Source organism: Rathayibacter sp. VKM Ac-2926, assembly GCF_022815565.1.
GTDB lineage: Bacteria > Actinomycetota > Actinomycetes > Actinomycetales > Microbacteriaceae > Rathayibacter > Rathayibacter festucae.
In genome coordinates, this window is record NZ_JALGRS010000003.1 from 176,038 (window position 1) to 194,876 (window position 18,839).

Consider the following 18,839-nt stretch of genomic DNA (forward strand, 5'->3'; position numbering starts at 1 on the left):
CGATCGCGGCGTTCCGGCGAGCCGAAGGTGATTCTACGAGCCCGAGGTGCGCCGCGAGCCTCAGCGCAGGCGGTACGCCTTCCAGAACTGGCGCATGGTCAGGCCGTACTCCTTGCGGAACAGCCGGGCGGCGGTCACGTACTCGTGCAGTCCGCACCGGGCGGCGAGCACCTCGAAGCCGTCCGGGTTGTCGGCCGCGCTGATCTCCGCGGCGAGTGCCGTCAGGCGACTGGTCCGGATGTACTCGGAGAGGGTCGGTCCGTCGCTCGCGAAGAGCCGGTGGATCGTGCGGGGACTGGTGTGGAAGACCTCGGCCAGGGTGCCGACGGTGAGATCGCGCTGGGCGAGGTGATCGCGCACGTAGCCCTCGACGTGCTCCCGGGAGAGTTTGATGCGATCGAGGTCGCCGACGGCGAGGTGCGACCGGTTCGCGAGCGACGCCTCGATCAACCCGGTCAGCTGCGCGAGCTGCGCGCGGAACGCGTCCGGCGAGATCGAGTCCTGCGAGGCGAGCTCGTGCGAGAGGGTCTGGAACAGGCGCATCAGTCGCGGCGGCGAGATCACCTCCACTCCGTAGAGCGGAACCGAGGCCCGGAAGCGCTCGCTCAGCTGATCGACCGGAATGCTGATGAAGACGCACTCGGTCACGTCGTAGGTCTCCGAGGACACCGGCTCGCCGCCGCCCGCGATGGCGATGGAGCCCCGCGTGAGGCGATAGCGCTGAGTGCCGACGGAGATGAAGCACTCGCCCTCGATCAGCGCCACGATCTCGATGCGATTGCTTCTCGGGAATCCGAGGGAACTCGAATCCGGAGAGGTGAAGTAATTGGCGCGGGCAGTCAGCCGCTGAGCACTCACCTGATCGATGACCACTCGCTCCGACTCCGCCTCGAACGCCTCTCGACTCCGCGGATGGAATTCACCGACTCCCATCCACTCGCTGATCGCCTTCTCAGCGCCCGGACCGCTGAAGCGCTGCCGATCGATGCGGCAGGGCGAGCTCGGCCTGAGGGGGGAGTCCGTGGACGGGAGGGTCTCTTTCATCACTGCAGTTCCATCTCGAGGATCGGCTACGAGCGCCCGGAACGGGATCCACTCGCCACACGTCCGCGACGGCAGGACATGTGAATTCTCAAAGCCACCACCTGCTCATCCGCACGCTGAACGGGGACTGCTGCGGGGTGACCGAGCGGTGAGTGTAACAGGAGAGAGGGCGCCGAATTCAAGTCCGGCGCCAATTGAGTGATTCCCCGCCGAATCAGCTGATCTCCGCCATCTTCGATTCCCCGTCTTTCCGCGGATGGATGTCTTTCTATACGCAAGCATCGACCTTTATATACGTCCTCATGAACGAAGAGCACTTTCAGGTTCCGGACATGGATCACCGAGCCTCATCAGCCGTTCCCGCCATCTCCGATGATCCGTGCCAGAGATTTCGGGACGCCGCGCGGTCGGCTCACCATCGATGTCGACCCCGCGAAAACCGCTCTGCCGCCCACGAGGCCGGTTCAGATCGTCGTCCGCCGCGACCGTCGCTCGCCCTCCCCACCCACGAAAGGGACATCCGAGAATGAGACCACGACTCCGCCGCCGCCTCCTGGCCGCCGCCGCCCTCGCCACCGCTGTCGCCGTTCCGAGCGCCGTCGCCGTGGGCGGTGCCGCACCGGCCGCCGTCGCCGACACCGCGACCGCCGTCCCTGACCTCCGCGTCTCCTACCTCCAGCTCGGAGCCACCGGCTCGCTGGCGCAGATCGATCCGGCCGGCATCGCCGCCTCGAACGTGATCGTGTTCGCCTTCGCCGACCCGGCGAGCAGCACGGCCGATCCCGCGACCCTCGCGGCGATGCAGAAGGTCATCGACCAGGAGGCGAAGGGCACGGTGAACCTGCTCAGCCTCGGCGGGCAGACCGTCACCCGGGACACCGTGAACGCCGGCACGGCGAGCGCCGTCGGCTCCCGGCTGCTCGCGCAGATCGAGGACTACAACGCGAAGCTCAGCGGCGGGAGCATCACGGGCGTCGACCTCGACCTCGAGAACGGCATCGACGCCCCGACGATCAGCGCCCTCGGCGCGACCGTGAAGGGCGCGGGCCTCTCCCTCGCCGTCGCGCCGCAGGTCTACCTGAGCAGCGGGACCGAGGTGGACCCGGCCGCGCCGACGAACCTGACCCTCACCTCCGGTGTCCACGACGGCGCGAACGACCAGTTCGGTCCGCTCCTGAAGAGCGGCACGGTCGACTACCTGCTCGCCCAGACCTACAACACCGGCGGCTGGACGGTCGGCGGCGCCGCCGAGAAGGACCCCGGCTTCTTCAGCACGATCGCCCATGCGCTGAACAGCGCGGTGCGGTCCGATTGCTCCGCCGCCACCTCGCTGTGCATCGGCGAGGGCACGAGGATCGTGATCGGCCAGGTCAGCAACGCCGGCGCCAGCGGCACCGCGAACAACGTCTTCGGCGGCTCGGGCGCCGCCGCCTACGACCAGGCCGCGGTGCTCGCCGACCTCGCTGCGCAGTGGAAGGCGATGAAGGCGAAGCCCGAGCTCTACGGTCACGTGACCGGCGTGATGCAGTGGTCGCTCAACAACGACTACGCGCCCGCGGCCTGGGGAGACACCTCGGCCGTCCCCGGCGCCTTCAGCGTCGCGCTCTTCGGGGCGGCCGCGCCGGCACCGGCTCCGTACTTCCTCCTCCAGGTGAGCAACACCGGCCCGGACAGCCCCGACTCGGGCGCCTACGCCTCGGCCACGCTCGTGGTCGACGGTCAGTACTGGATCTTCGGCAACAAGTGGGGCTCGGCACTGAGCCCGGGCGCCAACGAGTCGTTCGGCACCTCGGCGTCCGCCAAGAACCCCGCGACCCCGTACGTGATCAACAGCAGCAGCCTCGACTCGATCTTCAGCGGCGGGAAGAAGTCCTTCACCACCTCGCAGGTGCTGATCAACGGCTACTCCGCGCAGAGCGACGTCGCCTCACCGGGTGAGCAGTACGCCTGCCCGGTCGGATCGGGCTACACGTTCGAGGCCGGGCACTCCTACAACGTGCAGGTCAACGCGAACTCGGGCTTCAAGTCCTGCGCCATCTCGAAGGTCAACTGACCCTTCCCGCACTCCTCGGGCGGGCCGCGCCGTTCCCACACTCCGCTGCGGCCCGCCCGAGGTCGCGACCGGCTCCCCTCCGGTCGCCCTTCCGCTCTCCCGGTCACCCCGACCCGGAGAGCCAGAACGAGAGGAACACCCCATGTCCCGTCACCTGCTCCCCAAGGCGATCGCCGGAGTCGTCCTCGTGGCCGGCGTCCTGACCGGCTGCGCGCCGGCCACCGGAACCGCCTCGCAGTCGTCCACGAGCTCCAGCTCCGCCGCCGCGAAGACCACGGCGCCGTCGACGGTCGCGCCGGCCGGCGAGAGCCGCGAAGGCGCGTTCGAGGGCCTCAACGGCAAGAAGGTCACCGGCACCGCGACCGTGTCGGGAAAGACGGTCGACCTCAGCGGCTTCTCCTCCGACGAGGGCCCGGACCTGCACCTCTACCTGACGAACGGGACCGACGAGAAGGCCGTGAGCGCCGGAGTCGAGCTGGGCCCGGTCTCCTACGACACGAAGACCCAGTCCTTCGACGTGGGCGACGCCGCCGACTACACCTACGTCGTCGTGCACTGCGACAAGGCGAAGGCCGTCTTCGGCGCGGCGAAGCTCTCGTGACGCGGCCCGGGTGGCGCTGGGCGGCCGCGGCCCTGGGCACCGCCGTCCGCGTCGCCCTGGGCCTGCTCTGGATCAACGAGGGTGCGATCAAGCTGCGATCCGGATTCGGGGCCTCCGACATCCTCCTCGTCGCCGACGGCGCCGCGGAGAACGGGCGGGTGCCCGACTACTTCCAGCTCTTCGCGTCGACGATCCTGCACGATCAGGCCGGCCTCTTCGGCTTCGTCACGCCGCTCGTCGAGATCGGGCTGGGCGTCGCGCTGATCGCGGGGATCCTCACCGCGCCGGCCGCGCTCGCCTCGCTCGCGACGCTGCTGATGTACTGGTCGGCCGATCAGCTCATCGAGGAGTACCCGGTGATGGCGCTGCTGTCGGGCCTCGTCCTCGCCTTCGCGGCGACCTGCTCGCGGATCTCCGCGACCGGTCTCCTCGTCCGCATGCTGCGGACCCGGAACCGCAGCCTGGCCGGCGTCCTGGAGCGGCCGGGCCTGCGCCGCTGGCTCTGACGACGGCGCTGCAGAACACGGGGACCCCGGAACGAGCTCGGCTCGTGCCCGGGGTCCCCGCTTTCATGTCACCCCCTGAGAGCGGTCTCACCCAGCACTGGCGCGGAGACACCGGCGGAAGGTCACGGTTCGGCAACGCCGCGGATCGATCTCCCGCCGCGCTTTACAGACCGGTGCACGCGCAATATGTTGTCTCCGTGGACAAAGCCCCTCGGGGCTCCCCGCCCCTCCCGGGCGACGACACGACGACGTGCTCCCACCTGCACGCTCTCGCGCCGTCCTCATCCTCGGACACTGCTTTCAGAGAGGAATGCACTCCATGAAGTTCTCCCGCAGCATCACCACGCTGGCCGCCGCCGGCATCATCTCCCTCGGCCTCGCGGCCTGTTCCGCCAGCCCCGCCAACTCGGGCGGCGCCGCTGCCGGCGCCGGCGCCGAAGGCGACTGCACCGTCGGCATCTCGATGCCCACCCGCAGCCTCGAGCGCTGGATCAACGACGGCGAGGGCCTCCAGTCCCAGCTCGAGGGCGACGGCTGCACCGTCGACCTGCAGTACGCCGACAACAAGACCGACCAGCAGATCTCGCAGATCCAGAACCAGATCGCCGGCGGCTCGAAGATCCTCGTCGTCGCGGCCATCGACGGCGAGGCGCTCGCCCCCGTCCTCGCCGAGGCGAAGAAGCAGAACGCGACCGTCATCGCCTACGACCGCCTGATCAACGGCACCGCCGACGTCGACTACTACGCGACGTTCGACAACTACAAGGTCGGCCAGCTCCAGGGCCAGTACATCGAGTCGACCCTCGACCTCGCCAACGCCGCGGGTCCCTTCACCCTCGAGCCCTTCGCCGGCAGCCCCGACGACAACAACGCCAAGTTCTTCTTCTCCGGCGCCTGGGACGTCCTGCAGCCCTACATCGAGAGCGGCAAGCTCGTCGTGCCGTCCGGCAAGTCGCCCGCCTCGGACGACGACTGGGCCTCCATCGGCATCCAGGGCTGGGCCTCGGACAAGGCGCAGTCCGAGATGGACAACCGCCTCTCCTCCTTCTACACCGGTGACCAGAAGGTCGACGTGGTGCTCTCCCCCAACGACAGCCTGGCGATCGGCATCGAGGCCTCGCTGAAGTCCGCCGGCTACGCGCCCGGCGCCGACTACCCGATCATCACCGGGCAGGACGCCGACAAGGCCAACGTCAAGGCGATCCTCGCCGACGAGCAGTCGATGACGGTCTGGAAGGACACCCGCACCCTCGGCGACCGCGTCTTCCAGATGGTGCAGTCGATCGTCGCGGGCGACGAGCCCGAGGTGAACGACACGAAGACCTACGACAACGGCGAGAAGGTCGTCCCGTCCTTCCTCCTCGAGCCCGAGGTCGTCACGAAGGACGACGTGCAGTCGGTCCTCGTCGACTCCGGCTTCCTCAAGGCCGGCGACGTCGGACTCTGATCGGTCGGGCGGGGCAGGGGAGGAGTGATCCTCCCCCACCCCGCCCTTCTCCCCCTTCTTCTCCGCGTCCCACCCATCCTCTGCACAACGAAGTGAGGCCCTGTTGGCCAGTCCCATCCTCATCATGCGCGACATCGTCAAGGAGTTCGGCGGCGGCGTCCGCGCCCTCGACGGCGTCTCGCTCTCGGTCCAGCCGGGCGAGGTCCACGCCATCTGCGGCGAGAACGGCGCCGGCAAGTCGACGCTCATGAAGGTCCTCTCGGGCGTCTACCCCGTCGGCAGCTTCGAGGGCTCGATCGAGTTCGAGGGCCGCCAGGCGCAGTACCGCTCGATCAACGACAGCGAGGCCGACGGCGTCGTCATCATCCACCAGGAGCTCGCTCTGAGCCCCTACCTCTCGATCGCCGAGAACATCTTCCTCGGCAACGAGAAGTCCACCCGCGGCGTCATCAACTGGAACGCCACCAACGCGGAGGCGGCCAAGCTGCTCGCCCGCGTGGGCCTCGCCGAGAGCCCGGCGACGAAGATCCTCGAGCTGGGCGTCGGCAAGCAGCAGCTCGTCGAGATCGCCAAGGCGCTCGCGAAGGAGGTGAAGCTCCTCATCCTCGACGAGCCCACCGCCGCGCTCAACGACGAGGACAGCGACCACCTGCTCGGCCTGATCGACCAGCTGCGCCGCCAGGGCATCACCTGCATCATCATCAGCCACAAGCTGAAGGAGATCCGCGCCATCGCGGACACGGTGACGATCATCCGCGACGGCCGCACCATCGAGAGCTTCGCGATGGCCGGCGAGGACGCCTCCGAGAGCCGGATCATCCGCGCGATGGTCGGCCGCGACCTCAACAGCATGTTCCCGCCGCGCGATCCGCAGATCGGCGAGGAGAAGCTCCGCGTCGAGAACTGGACGGTCCACCACCCGGTCGACATCAACCGGGTCGTCGTCGAGGACGCCTCCTTCACCGTTCGCGCCGGCGAGATCGTCGGCTTCGCGGGGCTGATGGGCGCCGGGCGCACCGAGCTCGCGATGAGCATCTTCGGTCGCAGCTACGGCACCGGCATCTCGGGCCGCGTCTTCAAGGACGGCAAGGAGATCCAGACGCGCACCGTCGAGGAGGCGATCCGCAACGGCCTCGCCTACGCGACCGAGGACCGCAAGCGCTACGGCCTCAACCTCATCGGCGACATCACCGTCAACGTGTCGGCCGCGGCGCTCTCGCGGCTCGCCCGCCTCGGCGTGATCGACAAGCACCGCGAGTACAAGGTCGCCGACTCGTACCGCTCGAAGATGAACATCAAGGCCCCGAGCGTCTCCGCCGTCACCGGCAAGCTCTCGGGCGGCAACCAGCAGAAGGTCGTCCTCTCGAAGTGGATCTTCTCGGGCCCGGACGTGCTGATCCTCGACGAGCCCACCCGCGGCATCGACGTGGGAGCCAAGTACGAGATCTACGGCATCATCAACGAGCTCGCGGCCCAGGGCAAGGCGGTCGTCGTCATCTCGTCCGAGCTGCCCGAGCTGATCGGGCTGGCCGACCGGATCTACACCATCTCCGAGGGGCGCATCACGGGCGAGATCGACCGTGCCGACGCCACCCAGGAGCACCTCATGCACTACATGACCGCCGGAAAGGAACAGGCCCGATGAGCGCCACGACCACGACAGCCCCGAGCGGAACGCCGGCGAGCACGCCGTCGACGCCGCCCAAGCGGGCACGCCGACTGAACATCAACCTCCGCCAGTACGGCATCCTCGCCGCGCTCGCGATCATCATCCTGCTCTTCCAGGTCCTGACGAACGGCCGGCTGCTGCTGCCGGGCAACGTCAACAACCTGATCCAGCAGAACGCCTACGTGCTGATCCTCGCGATCGGCATGGTGATGGTGATCATCGCCGGCCACATCGACCTCTCGGTCGGCTCGGTCGTCGCGATGGTCGGCGCCATCTCCGCGATCGCGATGAACAACTGGGGCCTGCCCTGGTGGGCCGCCGTGATCGTCGCCCTGGTCACCGGCGCCGCCGTCGGCGCCTGGCAGGGCTTCTGGGTCGCCTTCGTCGGGATACCGGCGTTCATCGTGACCCTCGCGGGCATGCTGATCTTCCGCGGCTTCACCCTGGTCCTGCTCACCGGCGGCACGATCAACGGCCTGCCGACCGAGTTCACCGCGATCGGCGCGGGCTGGCTGCCGGGCGTGCTCGGCGGCATCGCCGGCCGGGATGCGCTCACCCTGCTGCTCGGGCTCCTCGTCTGCGTCGCCCTCGTCGTGCAGCAGGTGCGCACCCGCGCCACGCTGCGCCGTCTCGAGCTCCCGCGCGAGCCGATCGCCTCCTTCTACGTGAAGGCCGTCGTCGCGGTCGTCGCGATCATGGCCCTCGCCTGGCTGCTCGCGGGCTACAGCGGCACGCCGATCATCCTGATCGTGCTCGCCGTGCTGATCCTCGCCTACAGCTTCGTGCTCGGGCGGACGGTCTTCGGCCGCCACATCTACGCGATGGGCGGCAACCTGTTCGCCGCGATGATGTCGGGCGTGAAGACGAAGTGGGTCAACTTCTTCATCTTCGTCAACATGGGAGCGCTGGCCGGCGTCGCGGGCATCGTGAGCACGGCCCGCGCGGGCGGCGCCGTCGCCTCCGCCGGTCAGAACTACGAGCTCGACGCGATCGCCGCGGTCTTCATCGGCGGCGCGGCCGTCCAGGGCGGCGTCGGCACGGTGGTCGGCGCGGTCATCGGCGGTCTCGTGATGGGCGTGCTCAACATGGGCCTGTCGATCCTCTCCGTCGACGCCGCGTGGCAGATGGCGATCAAGGGCTTCGTGCTCCTGCTGGCCGTCGCGTTCGACATCTTCAACAAGAGGAGGGCGGGCGGGCGCTAGCCTTCTCTCCTCCCTGCACCGTGCTCGGGCGCGTGCTCTCTCCACGGAGGGCCCGCGCCCGAGCGCATCCCCGGACCGGTGCCCCATCGCGCCGACGAGAGGCTGAGCAGCATGGCAGGAGCAGTCGGAGCATCGAGCAACGCTCTGCTCCGTCGGCACAACCTCGCCGCCATCGCGACCCTGGTGCACCGCTCCGGACCGATCAGCCGCGCCGAGCTGGGCCGCCTGACCGGCCTGAACCGCTCGGCGGTCGCCAACCTCGTCGGCGAGCTGAGCGAGCTCGGCTGGGTGGAGGAGGAGACCACCGCCTCCGACGGCCGCATCGGCCGCCCGAGCGCGACGGTCGTCCCCGGCCGCACCTTCGCGATGGTCGGCGTCCACCTCGACACCGACGCGATCATCGTCGGCCTGGTCGGCCTGCACGGCGACCTCCTCCGCCGCGTCCGCTTCGACACCCCGAAGCCGGCGAGCCCGGCGACCGTCGTCCGCGTGGTCAGCGGCATCGTGGCCGGCTTCCGCGCCGAGCGGGAGACCCATCGCGTCCTCCTCGGCGCCGGCGTCGCCGTGCCGGGCCTCGTGCAGGCCGACTCGGGCTTCGTGCACCGCGCGCCGCACCTCGGCTGGCGCGACGTCGACCTCGCGTCGCAGCTCAGCCGCGCGCTCGACCTCCCCGTCTCGGTCGGCAACGACGCCACGCTCGGCGCGATCGGCGAGTCGCTGTTCGGAGCCGCACGGGGCGTCGCCGACGTCGTCTACGTGACCGGCGGCGCCAGCGGCATCGGCGGCGGCGTGATCATCGGCGGCGTTCCCCTGCAGGGCTCCTCCGGGTTCGCGGCGGAGCTCGGCCACACCCTCGTCGCCGCGAACGGCCGCCTCTGCGGCTGCGGGCGGCACGGCTGCCTCGAGGCGGAGGTCCGGATGCGCTCCCTCCTCGACGTGCTCGGCGCCCGCGTCCTCGATCAGGACGAGCTCGACATCGCGCTCGGCACCTCCCGCGACCCCGCCGTCCTCGGGGAGGTGGCCCGCCAGGTCGACCTGCTCGCCGAGGGCCTCTCGACCTACATCAACCTCTTCAACCCGACCGCTGTCGTCCTCGGCGGCTTCCTCGGCTCGCTGCTCACCGTCGACCGCGAGCGCCTCGCCGCCCGCGTCTCGGCGCGCGCCCTCAGCGACCTCGCCCGCGGTGTCCGGATCGAGCGCGCGGCGCTGCGATCGAGGCTGGAGCTGGTGGGGGCCGCGGAGCTACCCTGGCGTCGCGCGCTCGCGGATCCCGCGGCGGCGGTCGGCGGCTCGGAGCCGCCTCCCGCGTCCGGCCCCGGCTCGCGGACGGACGCCCTCGGCGCCCGCGCCTGACACCGACGTCGAGGAGCACGAGCATGGCCGACTTCAACGAGCAGATCATCGCGGAGTTCCGCGCGAACGGCGGCACGGTGACGACCGCGGGCTTCGGCCGCAGCCTCGTCCTCGTGCACCACACCGGCGCGCGATCCGGCGAGGAGCGCATCGCCCCGCTGATGGGCCTGCACCCCTCCGACGACGTCTGGCTGATCGCCGCCTCCGCCGCCGGCGCCCCGAAGCACCCCGCCTGGTTCCACAACCTCGAGGCGAACCCCGACACCGTGATCGAGACCCCCGACGACGGCACCGTCCCCGTCCGCGCCCGTGTCCTCGAGGGCGCCGAGCGCGACGCCGGCTGGAAGCGCTTCACCGACGCCTCCGACGGCTTCAAGGGCTACGAGGCCAAGACCACCCGCACCATCCCGGTCGTGGAGTTGACCCGCAGCTGACCCCGTCCCTCCCCCTCCGCGAGATGCCACTTGTGCACGCGACACGCCGTGAAAGGCGTGCACAAGTGGCATCTCGATGGCCGGAGAACGAAGTCGACCCCGGATGTTCATCCACCCCCTCTAGGGTGACGTCACTCAGGACCGGTCCGCCGGCGATGGACCGGATCCGGTTGCCGCGATCCCGCGAGGGGTGCCGGCCGGCAGTCGCCTCGCCCGTTCGCGGTCGCTCCCCCGAGGCCGCACGACCGCGGCTGGAGTCAGCATGGCGCACCCCCTCACCCCCACGCAGCACCTCCCCTTCGCGCACGGCGGCGGCGCCGTCGTCGGGATGCTCTCGACCTTCCCGCCGACCCGCTGCGGCCTCGCCACCTTCGCCCAGTCGCTCGGCGACGCGCTGGCCGCGGAGCACGGCGCGACGATCCGCACCGTCCGGGTGATGGACGAGCTCGCCGTGCCCGGCTCGGCCGTCGGCCGGAGTGTCGTCGCCGAGCTCGTCGCGGGCGACCCGGCGAGCATCGCGCACGCCGCGGCGGAGCTCAGCCGCAGCGACGTCGCCGTGATCCAGCACGAGTACGGCATCTACGGCGGCCCGGACGGCGACGAGGTCCTCGCGCTGATGGAGCAGCTCACGTTCCCGGCGATCGTCGTGCTGCACACCGTCCTCGAGACGCCCAGCGACTCGCAGCGCTCGGTGCTGGAGCGGGTCGCCGACCTCGCCGACGCGGTCGTGGTGATGACGGCCGTCGCCGCCGAGATCCTCGAGCGCCGCTACTCCGTCGACACCCGCAAGGTCGGCGTCATCGCCCACGGCGTGCCGGTCTGGACGGGCGGCACCGAGCGCACCGCGCCGCGCGCCGACTCCGGCGCCACCCCGCAGATCATCACCTGGGGCCTGATCGGCCCGGGCAAGGGCATCGAGTGGGGGATCCGCGCCACGGCGCTCCTCCGCGACGCCGGCGTCGACGCCCGCTACACGGTGTTCGGGCAGACGCACCCGAAGGTCGTGGCCTCGCACGGGGAGGCGTACCGCGAGTCGCTCGCCGCGCTCGTCGCCGAGCTCGGTCTCGGCGACCGGGTCGTCCTCGACGGCCGCTACCTCGACCCGGCCCAGCTCGCCGCCGCGGTCGAGGAGGCCGACGCGGTGCTCCTCCCCTACGACTCCCGCAACCAGGTCACCTCCGGCGTGCTGGTGGAGGCGCTCGCCGCGGGGCGCCCGGTCGTCGCGACCGCGTTCCCGCACGCACTCGAGCTGCTGACCGCGCCGCGCGGCCGCACCGTCGCGCACGAGGACCCGGCGGCGATGGCCGACGCGCTGCGGGAGGTGCTCGCCGGGGCCGCGGGGGCCGCGTCCGACACCACGGGGCCGTCCGCCACGGAGCTGCCCGCCACTGGCCTGTCCTCGGAGGCGCTGTCCTGGCCCGCCGCGGCCGGCCGCTACCTGGACCTGGTCGAGCGCCGCCGGGTGGAGCGCGCGGCGTGACCTCCCGAGCGGACGGCACGGCGCCGGTCCTCTCGACCGCACTCCCCTACTCCCACCTCGACGCGCTCACCGACGCGGGCGGGCTCTTCGAGCACGCGCTGCTCGACGTGCCGCGGCGCGAGCACGGCTACTGCGTCGACGACGTGGCGCGCGCGCTGATCGTGGTGGCGCAGGAGCCGGAGCAGTCCGAGGTGACGCGGCGGCTGACCGAGCAGTACCTGCGCTTCCTCGAGCGCGCGAGCGCCGCGGACGGCACGGTGCGGAACCGCGTGTCGGCCGACGGCGACTCCCCGGAGGAGCCGTCGCTCGGCGACTGGTGGGGCCGCACGGTCTGGGCCGCCGGCGTCGTCGCGGCGCGAGCGGAGCTGCCGCTCAGCCGGCACCGCGGGATGCGGCTGTTCCTGCGCCTCGCGGCACGGCGCTCGCCGCACCTGCGCGCGATGACCTCGGCCGTGCTCGGCGCCGTCGAGGTGCTCGAGGCGCATCCCGAGAGCGCAGCCGCGGCGCAGCTCATCGCGGACGGCTCGGCGCTGCTGCACCACGCGGCCGAGGCCGACTGGCCCTGGCCCGAGCCGCGGCTGCGCTACGCGAACGGCTGCCTCCCGGAGGCGCTGCTCGCGGCCGGCGCGGCGCTCGGCGACCCCGTGCTGCTCGCGCGCGGGTTCCATCAGCTGGCGTTCCTGCTCGCGCTCGAGTCCGGCGAGAACGGCCTCTCGGTCTGCGGAGTCGCCGGCCGCGGCCCCGGCGAGACCGGCGCGCTCTTCGACCAGCAGCCGATCGAGGTCGCGGCGCTCGCGGCCGCCTGCGCCCGCGCGCTGACGATCGAGGAGGACCCGCTCTGGCGCGACGGCCTGGCCGCGTGCTGGGCCTGGTTCCGCGGGGTCAACGACTCCGGGACCGTGATGATCGACCCGGTCACCGGCGCCGGCTACGACGGCCTGACGCCGACCGGCCGCAACGAGAACCGGGGCGCGGAGTCGACCATCGCCGCCCTGCACACCTCGCTCGTCGTCCGCCGCACGGAGCCCGCGCAGGCGGCCGCGGCGTGACGGACCTGCCAGGAATCGCGGGCCTGCGCGTCGGGATGCTCGCTCCCGTCGCCTGGCGCACCCCGCCGCGGCACTACGGACCGTGGGAGCGGGTGGCGAGCCTGCTCACCGAGGGCCTGGTGCGCCGCGGGGTGGACGTGACGCTGTTCGCGACCGGCGACTCCGCGACCGCGGGCCGCCTGGAATCGACGGTGCCGCAGGGCTACGCCGAGTCCGGCGCGGACGGCCGCGTCCAGGAGTCGCTGCACATCGCGCACGCGCTCGCCCGCTCGCGCGAGTTCGATCTCGTGCACAACCACCTCGACTGGCTGCCGCTGGCGCTCGCCGCGCAGTGGCCGGTACCGCTGGTGACGACGGTGCACGGCTTCTCCGGCCCGGGCATCCTGCCCGCGTACCGCGAGGCGCTGCGGCACCCGCTGACCGCGAACCTGGTCTCGATCTCGGAGAGCGACCGCGCGCCCGAGCTCGACTACGTCGCCACGGTGCACCACGGGATCGACCTGTCGGAGCTGCCGTTCTCGGACGGGCCCGGCGACGCCCTGGTGATCCTCGGCCGCATCCACCCCGACAAGGGCACGGCGGAGGCGGTGCGCATCGCCGCCGGCGCGGGCCTGCGCCTCGTGATCGCGGGCATCGTGCAGGACGAGCGCTACTGGCGCGAGGAGGTCGAGCCGCACGTGGACGGCGACCGCGTGGTCTACGCGGGCTCGGTCGGGCCGGCCGAGCGCGCGGCGCTGCTCGGCTCGGCGGTCGCGCTGCTGCACCCGATCGGCTTCGACGAGCCGTTCGGCCTGTCGGTGGTCGAGGCGATGGCCTGCGGCACCCCCGTGATCGCGTACCGGCGCGGATCGATGCCCGAGATCGTCGACGAGGGCGTGAGCGGCTTCGTCGTCGACTCGGCGGCGGAGGCGGTCGCCGCGGTGCCGCGTGCCCGCCGGCTCGACCGCGCACGGGTCCGCGAGACGGCCGTCCGCCGCTTCGCCGTCGAGCGGATGGTCGACGACTACCTCCGCGTGTACGCGCGGGTGCTGGGGCGCTGACCCCCGCGCCCCCCGCGAGATGCCACTTATGACGCGATTCCACGGCGTGTCGAGCTCATAAGTGGCATCTCGCGCGGAGGGTGTCGAGGTGCCTCCGATCGCGATCCGCCCCTACGCCGAGTCCGACGCCGCCGGAACCCTGGCCGTCTTCCTCGCCGCCGTCACCGAGACGGCCGCCGCCGACTACTCCCCCGAGCAGATCCGCGCCTGGGCCGGCGAGCGCGACGTGCCGACCTGGCACGCCGCGATGCTGACGCGGAACGCCTTCGTCGCGATCATCGACGGCGAGCTCGCCGGCTTCTCGGACGTCAGCGCCGACGGGTACATCGACATGATGTTCGTCGCCCCGCGCTTCCTCCGCCGCGGCGTCGCGACCCGCCTGCTCGCCGAGGCGGAGTCGCAGGCACGGGACGCGCCGGAGCTGTCGGCGGACGTGAGCATCACCGCGCGCCCCTTCTTCGAGCACCACGGCTTCGTCGCGGTCGCCGAGCAGTACCCGGTGCGCGCGGGCGTGGAGCTGGTGAACTGGCGGATGGTGAAGCGGCGCGGGTGAGGCGCGGCGCGGATCAGGCGCCACCGGCCTCCGGTCGGACATCGACGCGTCTATCGTCCGTCCATGCGAGTGGGCGTCTACATCGATGGGTTCAACCTCTACTACGGAGCGCGCCGGATCTGCGGCCGCGGCACACCGGGGTGGCGCTGGCTCGACCTGCGCGCACTCGCCGCGGGCCTCCTCACCGGTCCCGGCGCAGGATGGGGTGCGGTATCGAGCACGCGCATCGTCTTCTGCACCGCACGCGTCAGCGGGGCCTCTCATCCGCAGGGGCAACGCGATCAGGACACCTACCTCCGTGCACTGCAGCGGCATGGATCCATCGACGTCCTCGCTCTCGGGAGCTACGTCTCGCGGGTAGCGACCGCTCCACTCGCGACGCCGGACCGACGCGGGCGACCGGTCCTCAGCACCCCCTCCTGGCCGCTGATGATCAGGGACCGGGACGGAGCCGACGCCCCGGGAGCCACCTTCATGGCCTCGATCGCCCGACGGGAGGAGAAGGGATCCGACGTGAACGTCGCCTCGCACCTCCTGATCGATGTGCTGGAACGCTCGGTCGACGCGCCGTCGTCATCAGCAACGACAGCGATCTCGAGTTCCCCATCCGCGAAGCGCGTCGTCGAGTGCCGGTCGGGGTGGTCAACCCCACTCCCGCCTACCGCGCCGGCGCGCTCGCGGGAGAACCCGGCGAGGGTGCGGGCGGTCACTGGTGGTACGAGCTGACCGACCACGACCTTCGGAGTTCGCAGCTTCCCGAGCGGATCGACAGGCTCTCCCGACCAGACGGTTGGTGACAATCCGGCGCCACGTCGCCGCCCGCAGGCGGCGTTCGTCTATGCTTTTCGAATACCACCCGGCCCCTCTGGGGCCGGGTTTTCTCTTTGTCCCGAGCGGAGGACGCCGGGTCAGGCCGTCTCGGGCGCCCGCAGCGTCGGCGGCGCCAGACCCTCGGCCGCCAGCAGCCGGGCCGCGCCGAGGGTCGCGAGGTCGTCGCCGTGCGCGCCGATCAGCTGCGCGGCCAGCGGCAGGCCCGAGGTCGCGCCGAGACCGATCGGGAGCACCGTCGACGGGCCCATCGCGAGGTTCGCCAGGCAGCTCCAGCGGCCGATCGCCCGGCGGTCGGCCTCGGCGAGCGGGAACGCGGGCGCCGCGAACGGCACCACCGGCGCGAGCACGACGTCCACCCCGGCGATGGCCCGCTCCCACTCCGCGCGCAGCCGCAGCTGCTCGTCCCAGTCGGCCCACACCTGCGCCACAGGGGCGCCCGGGCCGCCGGGGTAGCTGATCTCGTGCAGGACCAGCCGGTCGAAGAGCGCCTCGGCCTCCGCGGTGCCGAGCACGGACGGCCCGAGATCGACCACCGTCGCGCCGGCGGCGCGCAGTCGCTCGGCGAGGCCGGCGAGCGCCGCCGCCGTCTCGTCGTCGACCGGTGCGCTCTCCTCCGCGAGCCACAGCCCCACGGTCAGCTCGCTCAGCCGGGAGAACCGCGGCTCGGGCAGCGCGAGCCGCCACGGCCCGGAGGAGACCGACCCGGCGAGCACCGCGAAGAGCGCCGCGGTGTCGTCGGCGCTCCGGGCGATCGGCCCGGCGGCGGACGCGGAGGGCTCGAGCCGGGTGCCGACCGGCCAGGGCAGGTGCCCGCGCTTGGAGATCACTCCGCTGCTCGGCCGGTGCCCGCAGACGCCGTTCCAGGCGGCCGGCACGCGGATCGACCCGGTCAGGTCGCTGCCGAGATCGCCCCAGGACAGGCCGGACGCGACCGCGGCGGCGGACCCGCCGGAGGAGCCGCCCGCCGTCAGCTGCGCGCCCCACGGATTGACCGCCCGGCCGTGCAGCGCGCCGGCGGTGTCGAACGAGTCGAGGAACGGCGGCACCGCCGTCTTGCCGAGGATCACGGCGTCGGCGGCCCGCAGCGCGGCGACCGCCGGGGCGTCCGCGACGGAGCGGTGCACGCTCTCGGCGGTGCCGACGCTGCCGTCGAGCCCGGCGACGTCGAACGAGTCCTTCACCGTGAGCGGGACGCCCGCGAGCGCCCCGAGCGGCTCGCCCCGCCGGCGGCGCTCGTCGACCGAGGCGGCGGCGCGAAGGACCGCCGCCTCGTCCCACGCCACGACCGTGCCCGACTGCGCGGCGACCGCGGCGAGCCGATCGGCGGCGACCTCGACGGCCGACACGGCGCCGACGGCGAGCGCGGCGCGCAGCTCGGCGATGCTCCCGACGCTCACGCCCCGGTGCTCGCGACCGCTGCCCGCTTCAGCAGGCGCCCCGCCGCCGCGTCCGCCGCGAGCCGCGCGACGCACGCCTCGAAGTCACCGAGGACGACGGTGCTCGACGAGGACAGCATCAGATTGAACGGCGCGCCGAAGTTCTCGACCGTGAAGCCGTCCGCGTCGGTGAAGCCGCCGGCGCCGTCGGGGGTGACCGGGCCGAAGAAGTCGCGGGTGCGCTCGACCGCGGTGGCGCCGTCGGAGGCGTAGACGTAGCTGGCCTTGCCGCGCGCCACGGCGTAGCCGACCTCGAAGCAGGTGCCCGCGTCGGGATCCGGGCCGCGGAAGTGGTTGAGGTTGGCGAGGATCGCGTCGGCGCGCTCGATCATCGCGATGTTGTTCGCGTAGATCAGATCCGCGAGCGCCTCGCCCTCGAGCGCGGGCCCCTGGTCGGCGTCGGCCTGATCGGCGTCGGCGCCCTTGTCCAGCGGCGAGATCGGCTCGAGCCCGTAGCGGCGGCAGGTGGCGCGCATCCGCTCGGCGAGGGCCGGCCCGTCGGGCGCGAAGACCTCGAAGCCGGCGAGGTAGACGCCGACAGCGGGCGTGGCGGGGGTGGTCATGGTGGTGGTGGTCATGGCGGTGCCTCTTCCGTGATCGCGACAGCAGGATCGGGAATGTCGCGATGACGAGGAGCCCCGCCTGTCGTTTTTCCCGTGCCCGTCGACCCTATGCGGCGGCGGATCACCGACTCGTTTCGCCAGGTTTCGGGCGCGTAAACCTTCCGTCGTCGGTTCGTCGGCGCGAGCAGCGGCCGCATAGGGTCCTTCGGAGACGGTCCCCTGATCCGTCGCCCGCGGCCGTCCCGCCGCCGCCCCGCCCCGCCCGAGGAGTCCCGCCGTGCCCGAGTCCACGCCCCTGCACCGCCTCAGCGGTGCCTGGCGTCTGGGCACCTGGCGGCTCTCGAACTCGCGCGCGCCCGCCGCGGGCTGAGCCGGCACCACCCCTCCTTCGCGCACCGACGGCTCCGTCGTGCGCGCTCCCGACCGCGCCCTGCCGCGGTCCGTCGCGGACGCCTCCAGCGCGCCCGCACCTCCTCTCGAGCGCTCCGCGCTCCCCTCCCCGTGAAGGTCGTCATGCCCGCACCCCTGCTCCGCCGCGCTCCCCGCGCCGCCCTCGCCCTCCTCGCCGGCGCCTGCACCGTCGGTCTCCTCGCCGGCTGCGCCGGCTCCGACAGCTCCGCGTCCGAGGGCGGCGGCACCCAGGCCGCCACCCTCCAGCTGGGCTGGATCGCCAACGTCGAGAACATGGGCCCGTTCATCGGCGAGCGCGACGGCGACTACGCCGACGCCGGCGTCGACATCACGATCACGCCCGGCGGCCCGAGCACGACCGTCGAGCCGCTGGTCGCCAGCGGCAAGGCACTCGTCGGCCTCTCCTCGGCCGACGTCGTCGCCCGTGCCCGCAACGAGGGCGCGCCGCTGGTCATCGTCGGCGCGACTCTCCAGGTCAACCCGATGAGCATCATGTCGCTCGCCTCGTCGCCCGTGAACACGCTCGACGACCTGGTCGGCTCGCGCCTGTGCATCCAGACCTCGGGCGTCTCGATCATGGACGGCATCCTCACCGCCAACGACATCGAGCCCTCGGACGTCGAGTACGTGACGGCCGACTTCGACCCGTCGCCCCTCGTCGCGGGCGACTGCGACGCCTTCGTCTCCTTCCTCAACAACCAGCCGGTCACTCTTAAGCTGCAGGGCATCGACACCGTCGCCTTCCCGCTGAGCGACTACGGCTACGAGGCCTGGGGCAACGTGCTCTTCACCACGGAGGAGGCGCTCGCCGACGAGACGCAGCGCGCCGCCGTGAAGGCCGTCGTCGAGGGCACCATCGCCGGCTGGACCACCGCGCTCGCCGATCCCGACGACGCGGCCTCCTACGTCGTCGACGGACCCGGCAAGAGCCAGAACCTCGACCTCGAGCAGCAGAAGCTCGCCGCGGAGGCGTTCGTCCCGCTCGTGCAGACCGCCGAGACCGAGCAGAACGGCCTCCTCACGATGAGCCCCGAGGGCATCGCCGCGAACATCGCGACCCTCGAGGGCCAGGGCGTCGAGGGCGACCTCGACTCGCTCTTCGACACCTCGATCCTCGACGAGATCCACGCCGGCTGACGCCGCGCCCACCCTTCTCCACCGACACGC

At 71.9% G+C, this 18,839-nt stretch carries 17 protein-coding genes; 14 read left to right on the forward strand and 3 right to left on the reverse strand.

The window, feature by feature from the left end:
• Positions 1 to 60: 60 nt before the first annotated feature.
• The gene (locus MT351_RS05185) at positions 61 to 1,044 is read right to left on the reverse strand and encodes a helix-turn-helix domain-containing protein (RefSeq protein WP_132437332.1); all 984 of its coding nucleotides are present in this window, start codon (positions 1,042 to 1,044) and stop codon (positions 61 to 63) included.
• 526 nt (positions 1,045 to 1,570) lie between these two features.
• Here MT351_RS05185 and MT351_RS05190 point away from each other — a divergent pair.
• The 13 genes from MT351_RS05190 (at position 1,571) to MT351_RS05250 (ending at position 15,157) form a co-directional block, all read left to right on the forward strand.
• A complete protein-coding gene (locus tag MT351_RS05190) occupies positions 1,571 to 3,097 on the forward strand; it encodes a hypothetical protein (RefSeq protein ID WP_132437331.1) in 1,527 nt (508 codons plus the stop codon).
• A 142-nt stretch (positions 3,098 to 3,239) separates the two neighbouring features.
• On the forward strand, positions 3,240 to 3,698 hold the full coding sequence (locus tag MT351_RS05195; protein WP_123736172.1) for a DM13 domain-containing protein: 459 nt from the start codon (positions 3,240 to 3,242) through the stop codon (positions 3,696 to 3,698).
• The gene (locus MT351_RS05200) at positions 3,695 to 4,204 is read left to right on the forward strand and encodes a DoxX family membrane protein (RefSeq protein WP_207901747.1); all 510 of its coding nucleotides are present in this window, start codon (positions 3,695 to 3,697) and stop codon (positions 4,202 to 4,204) included. The genes MT351_RS05195 and MT351_RS05200 overlap by 4 nt, the downstream gene beginning before the upstream one ends.
• A gap of 319 nt (positions 4,205 to 4,523) precedes the next feature.
• Positions 4,524 to 5,651, forward strand: a complete 1,128-nt coding sequence (chvE, locus tag MT351_RS05205) for a multiple monosaccharide ABC transporter substrate-binding protein (protein WP_374204751.1) — start codon at positions 4,524 to 4,526, stop codon at positions 5,649 to 5,651.
• Between the two features lie 124 nt (positions 5,652 to 5,775).
• A complete protein-coding gene (gene mmsA / locus MT351_RS05210; RefSeq protein WP_123447230.1) occupies positions 5,776 to 7,296 on the forward strand; it encodes a multiple monosaccharide ABC transporter ATP-binding protein in 1,521 nt (506 codons plus the stop codon).
• Positions 7,293 to 8,522, forward strand: a complete 1,230-nt coding sequence (gene mmsB / locus MT351_RS05215; RefSeq protein ID WP_123736170.1) for a multiple monosaccharide ABC transporter permease — start codon at positions 7,293 to 7,295, stop codon at positions 8,520 to 8,522. The genes mmsA and mmsB overlap by 4 nt, the downstream gene beginning before the upstream one ends.
• A 111-nt stretch (positions 8,523 to 8,633) precedes the next feature.
• Complete coding sequence (locus tag MT351_RS05220) at positions 8,634 to 9,875, forward strand: ROK family transcriptional regulator (RefSeq protein WP_132437328.1); 1,242 nt, start codon at positions 8,634 to 8,636, stop codon at positions 9,873 to 9,875.
• A 23-nt stretch (positions 9,876 to 9,898) separates the two neighbouring features.
• Positions 9,899 to 10,309, forward strand: coding sequence for a nitroreductase/quinone reductase family protein (locus MT351_RS05225; RefSeq protein WP_132437327.1), 411 nt, complete (start codon positions 9,899 to 9,901; stop codon positions 10,307 to 10,309).
• A gap of 262 nt (positions 10,310 to 10,571) precedes the next feature.
• A complete protein-coding gene (locus MT351_RS05230; RefSeq protein ID WP_243581445.1) occupies positions 10,572 to 11,789 on the forward strand; it encodes a glycosyltransferase in 1,218 nt (405 codons plus the stop codon).
• Positions 11,786 to 12,838: a glycosyltransferase gene (locus MT351_RS05235; protein ID WP_243581446.1), complete on the forward strand. Its 1,053-nt coding sequence runs from the start codon at positions 11,786 to 11,788 to the stop codon at positions 12,836 to 12,838. Before MT351_RS05230 ends, MT351_RS05235 begins: the two co-directional genes overlap by 4 nt.
• The gene (locus tag MT351_RS05240; RefSeq protein WP_243581447.1) at positions 12,835 to 13,878 is read left to right on the forward strand and encodes a glycosyltransferase family 4 protein; all 1,044 of its coding nucleotides are present in this window, start codon (positions 12,835 to 12,837) and stop codon (positions 13,876 to 13,878) included. The genes MT351_RS05235 and MT351_RS05240 overlap by 4 nt, the downstream gene beginning before the upstream one ends.
• Positions 13,879 to 13,966: 88 nt before the next feature.
• Entirely contained in the window at positions 13,967 to 14,431 is a 465-nt protein-coding gene (locus MT351_RS05245; protein ID WP_123734616.1) for a GNAT family N-acetyltransferase, read from the forward strand.
• 63 nt (positions 14,432 to 14,494) lie between these two features.
• Positions 14,495 to 15,157 (forward strand): NYN domain-containing protein, encoded by a 663-nt coding sequence (locus MT351_RS05250; RefSeq protein WP_243581448.1) that lies wholly within the window; start codon positions 14,495 to 14,497, stop codon positions 15,155 to 15,157.
• Positions 15,158 to 15,339: 182 nt separating this feature from the next.
• Here MT351_RS05250 and MT351_RS05255 read toward each other — a convergent pair whose 3' ends face one another.
• Together MT351_RS05255 and MT351_RS05260 are read right to left on the reverse strand one after the other, a co-directional pair.
• Positions 15,340 to 16,659: an amidase gene (locus tag MT351_RS05255; protein ID WP_243581449.1), complete on the reverse strand. Its 1,320-nt coding sequence runs from the start codon at positions 16,657 to 16,659 to the stop codon at positions 15,340 to 15,342.
• Positions 16,656 to 17,276, reverse strand: coding sequence for a nucleoside 2-deoxyribosyltransferase (locus MT351_RS05260; protein WP_243581450.1), 621 nt, complete (start codon positions 17,274 to 17,276; stop codon positions 16,656 to 16,658). The genes MT351_RS05255 and MT351_RS05260 overlap by 4 nt, the downstream gene beginning before the upstream one ends.
• Positions 17,277 to 17,774: 498 nt before the next feature.
• Between MT351_RS05260 and MT351_RS05265 the strand changes: the two genes are divergently transcribed.
• On the forward strand, positions 17,775 to 18,809 hold the full coding sequence (locus MT351_RS05265) for an ABC transporter substrate-binding protein (RefSeq protein ID WP_243581451.1): 1,035 nt from the start codon (positions 17,775 to 17,777) through the stop codon (positions 18,807 to 18,809).
• Positions 18,810 to 18,839 lie beyond the last annotated feature (30 nt).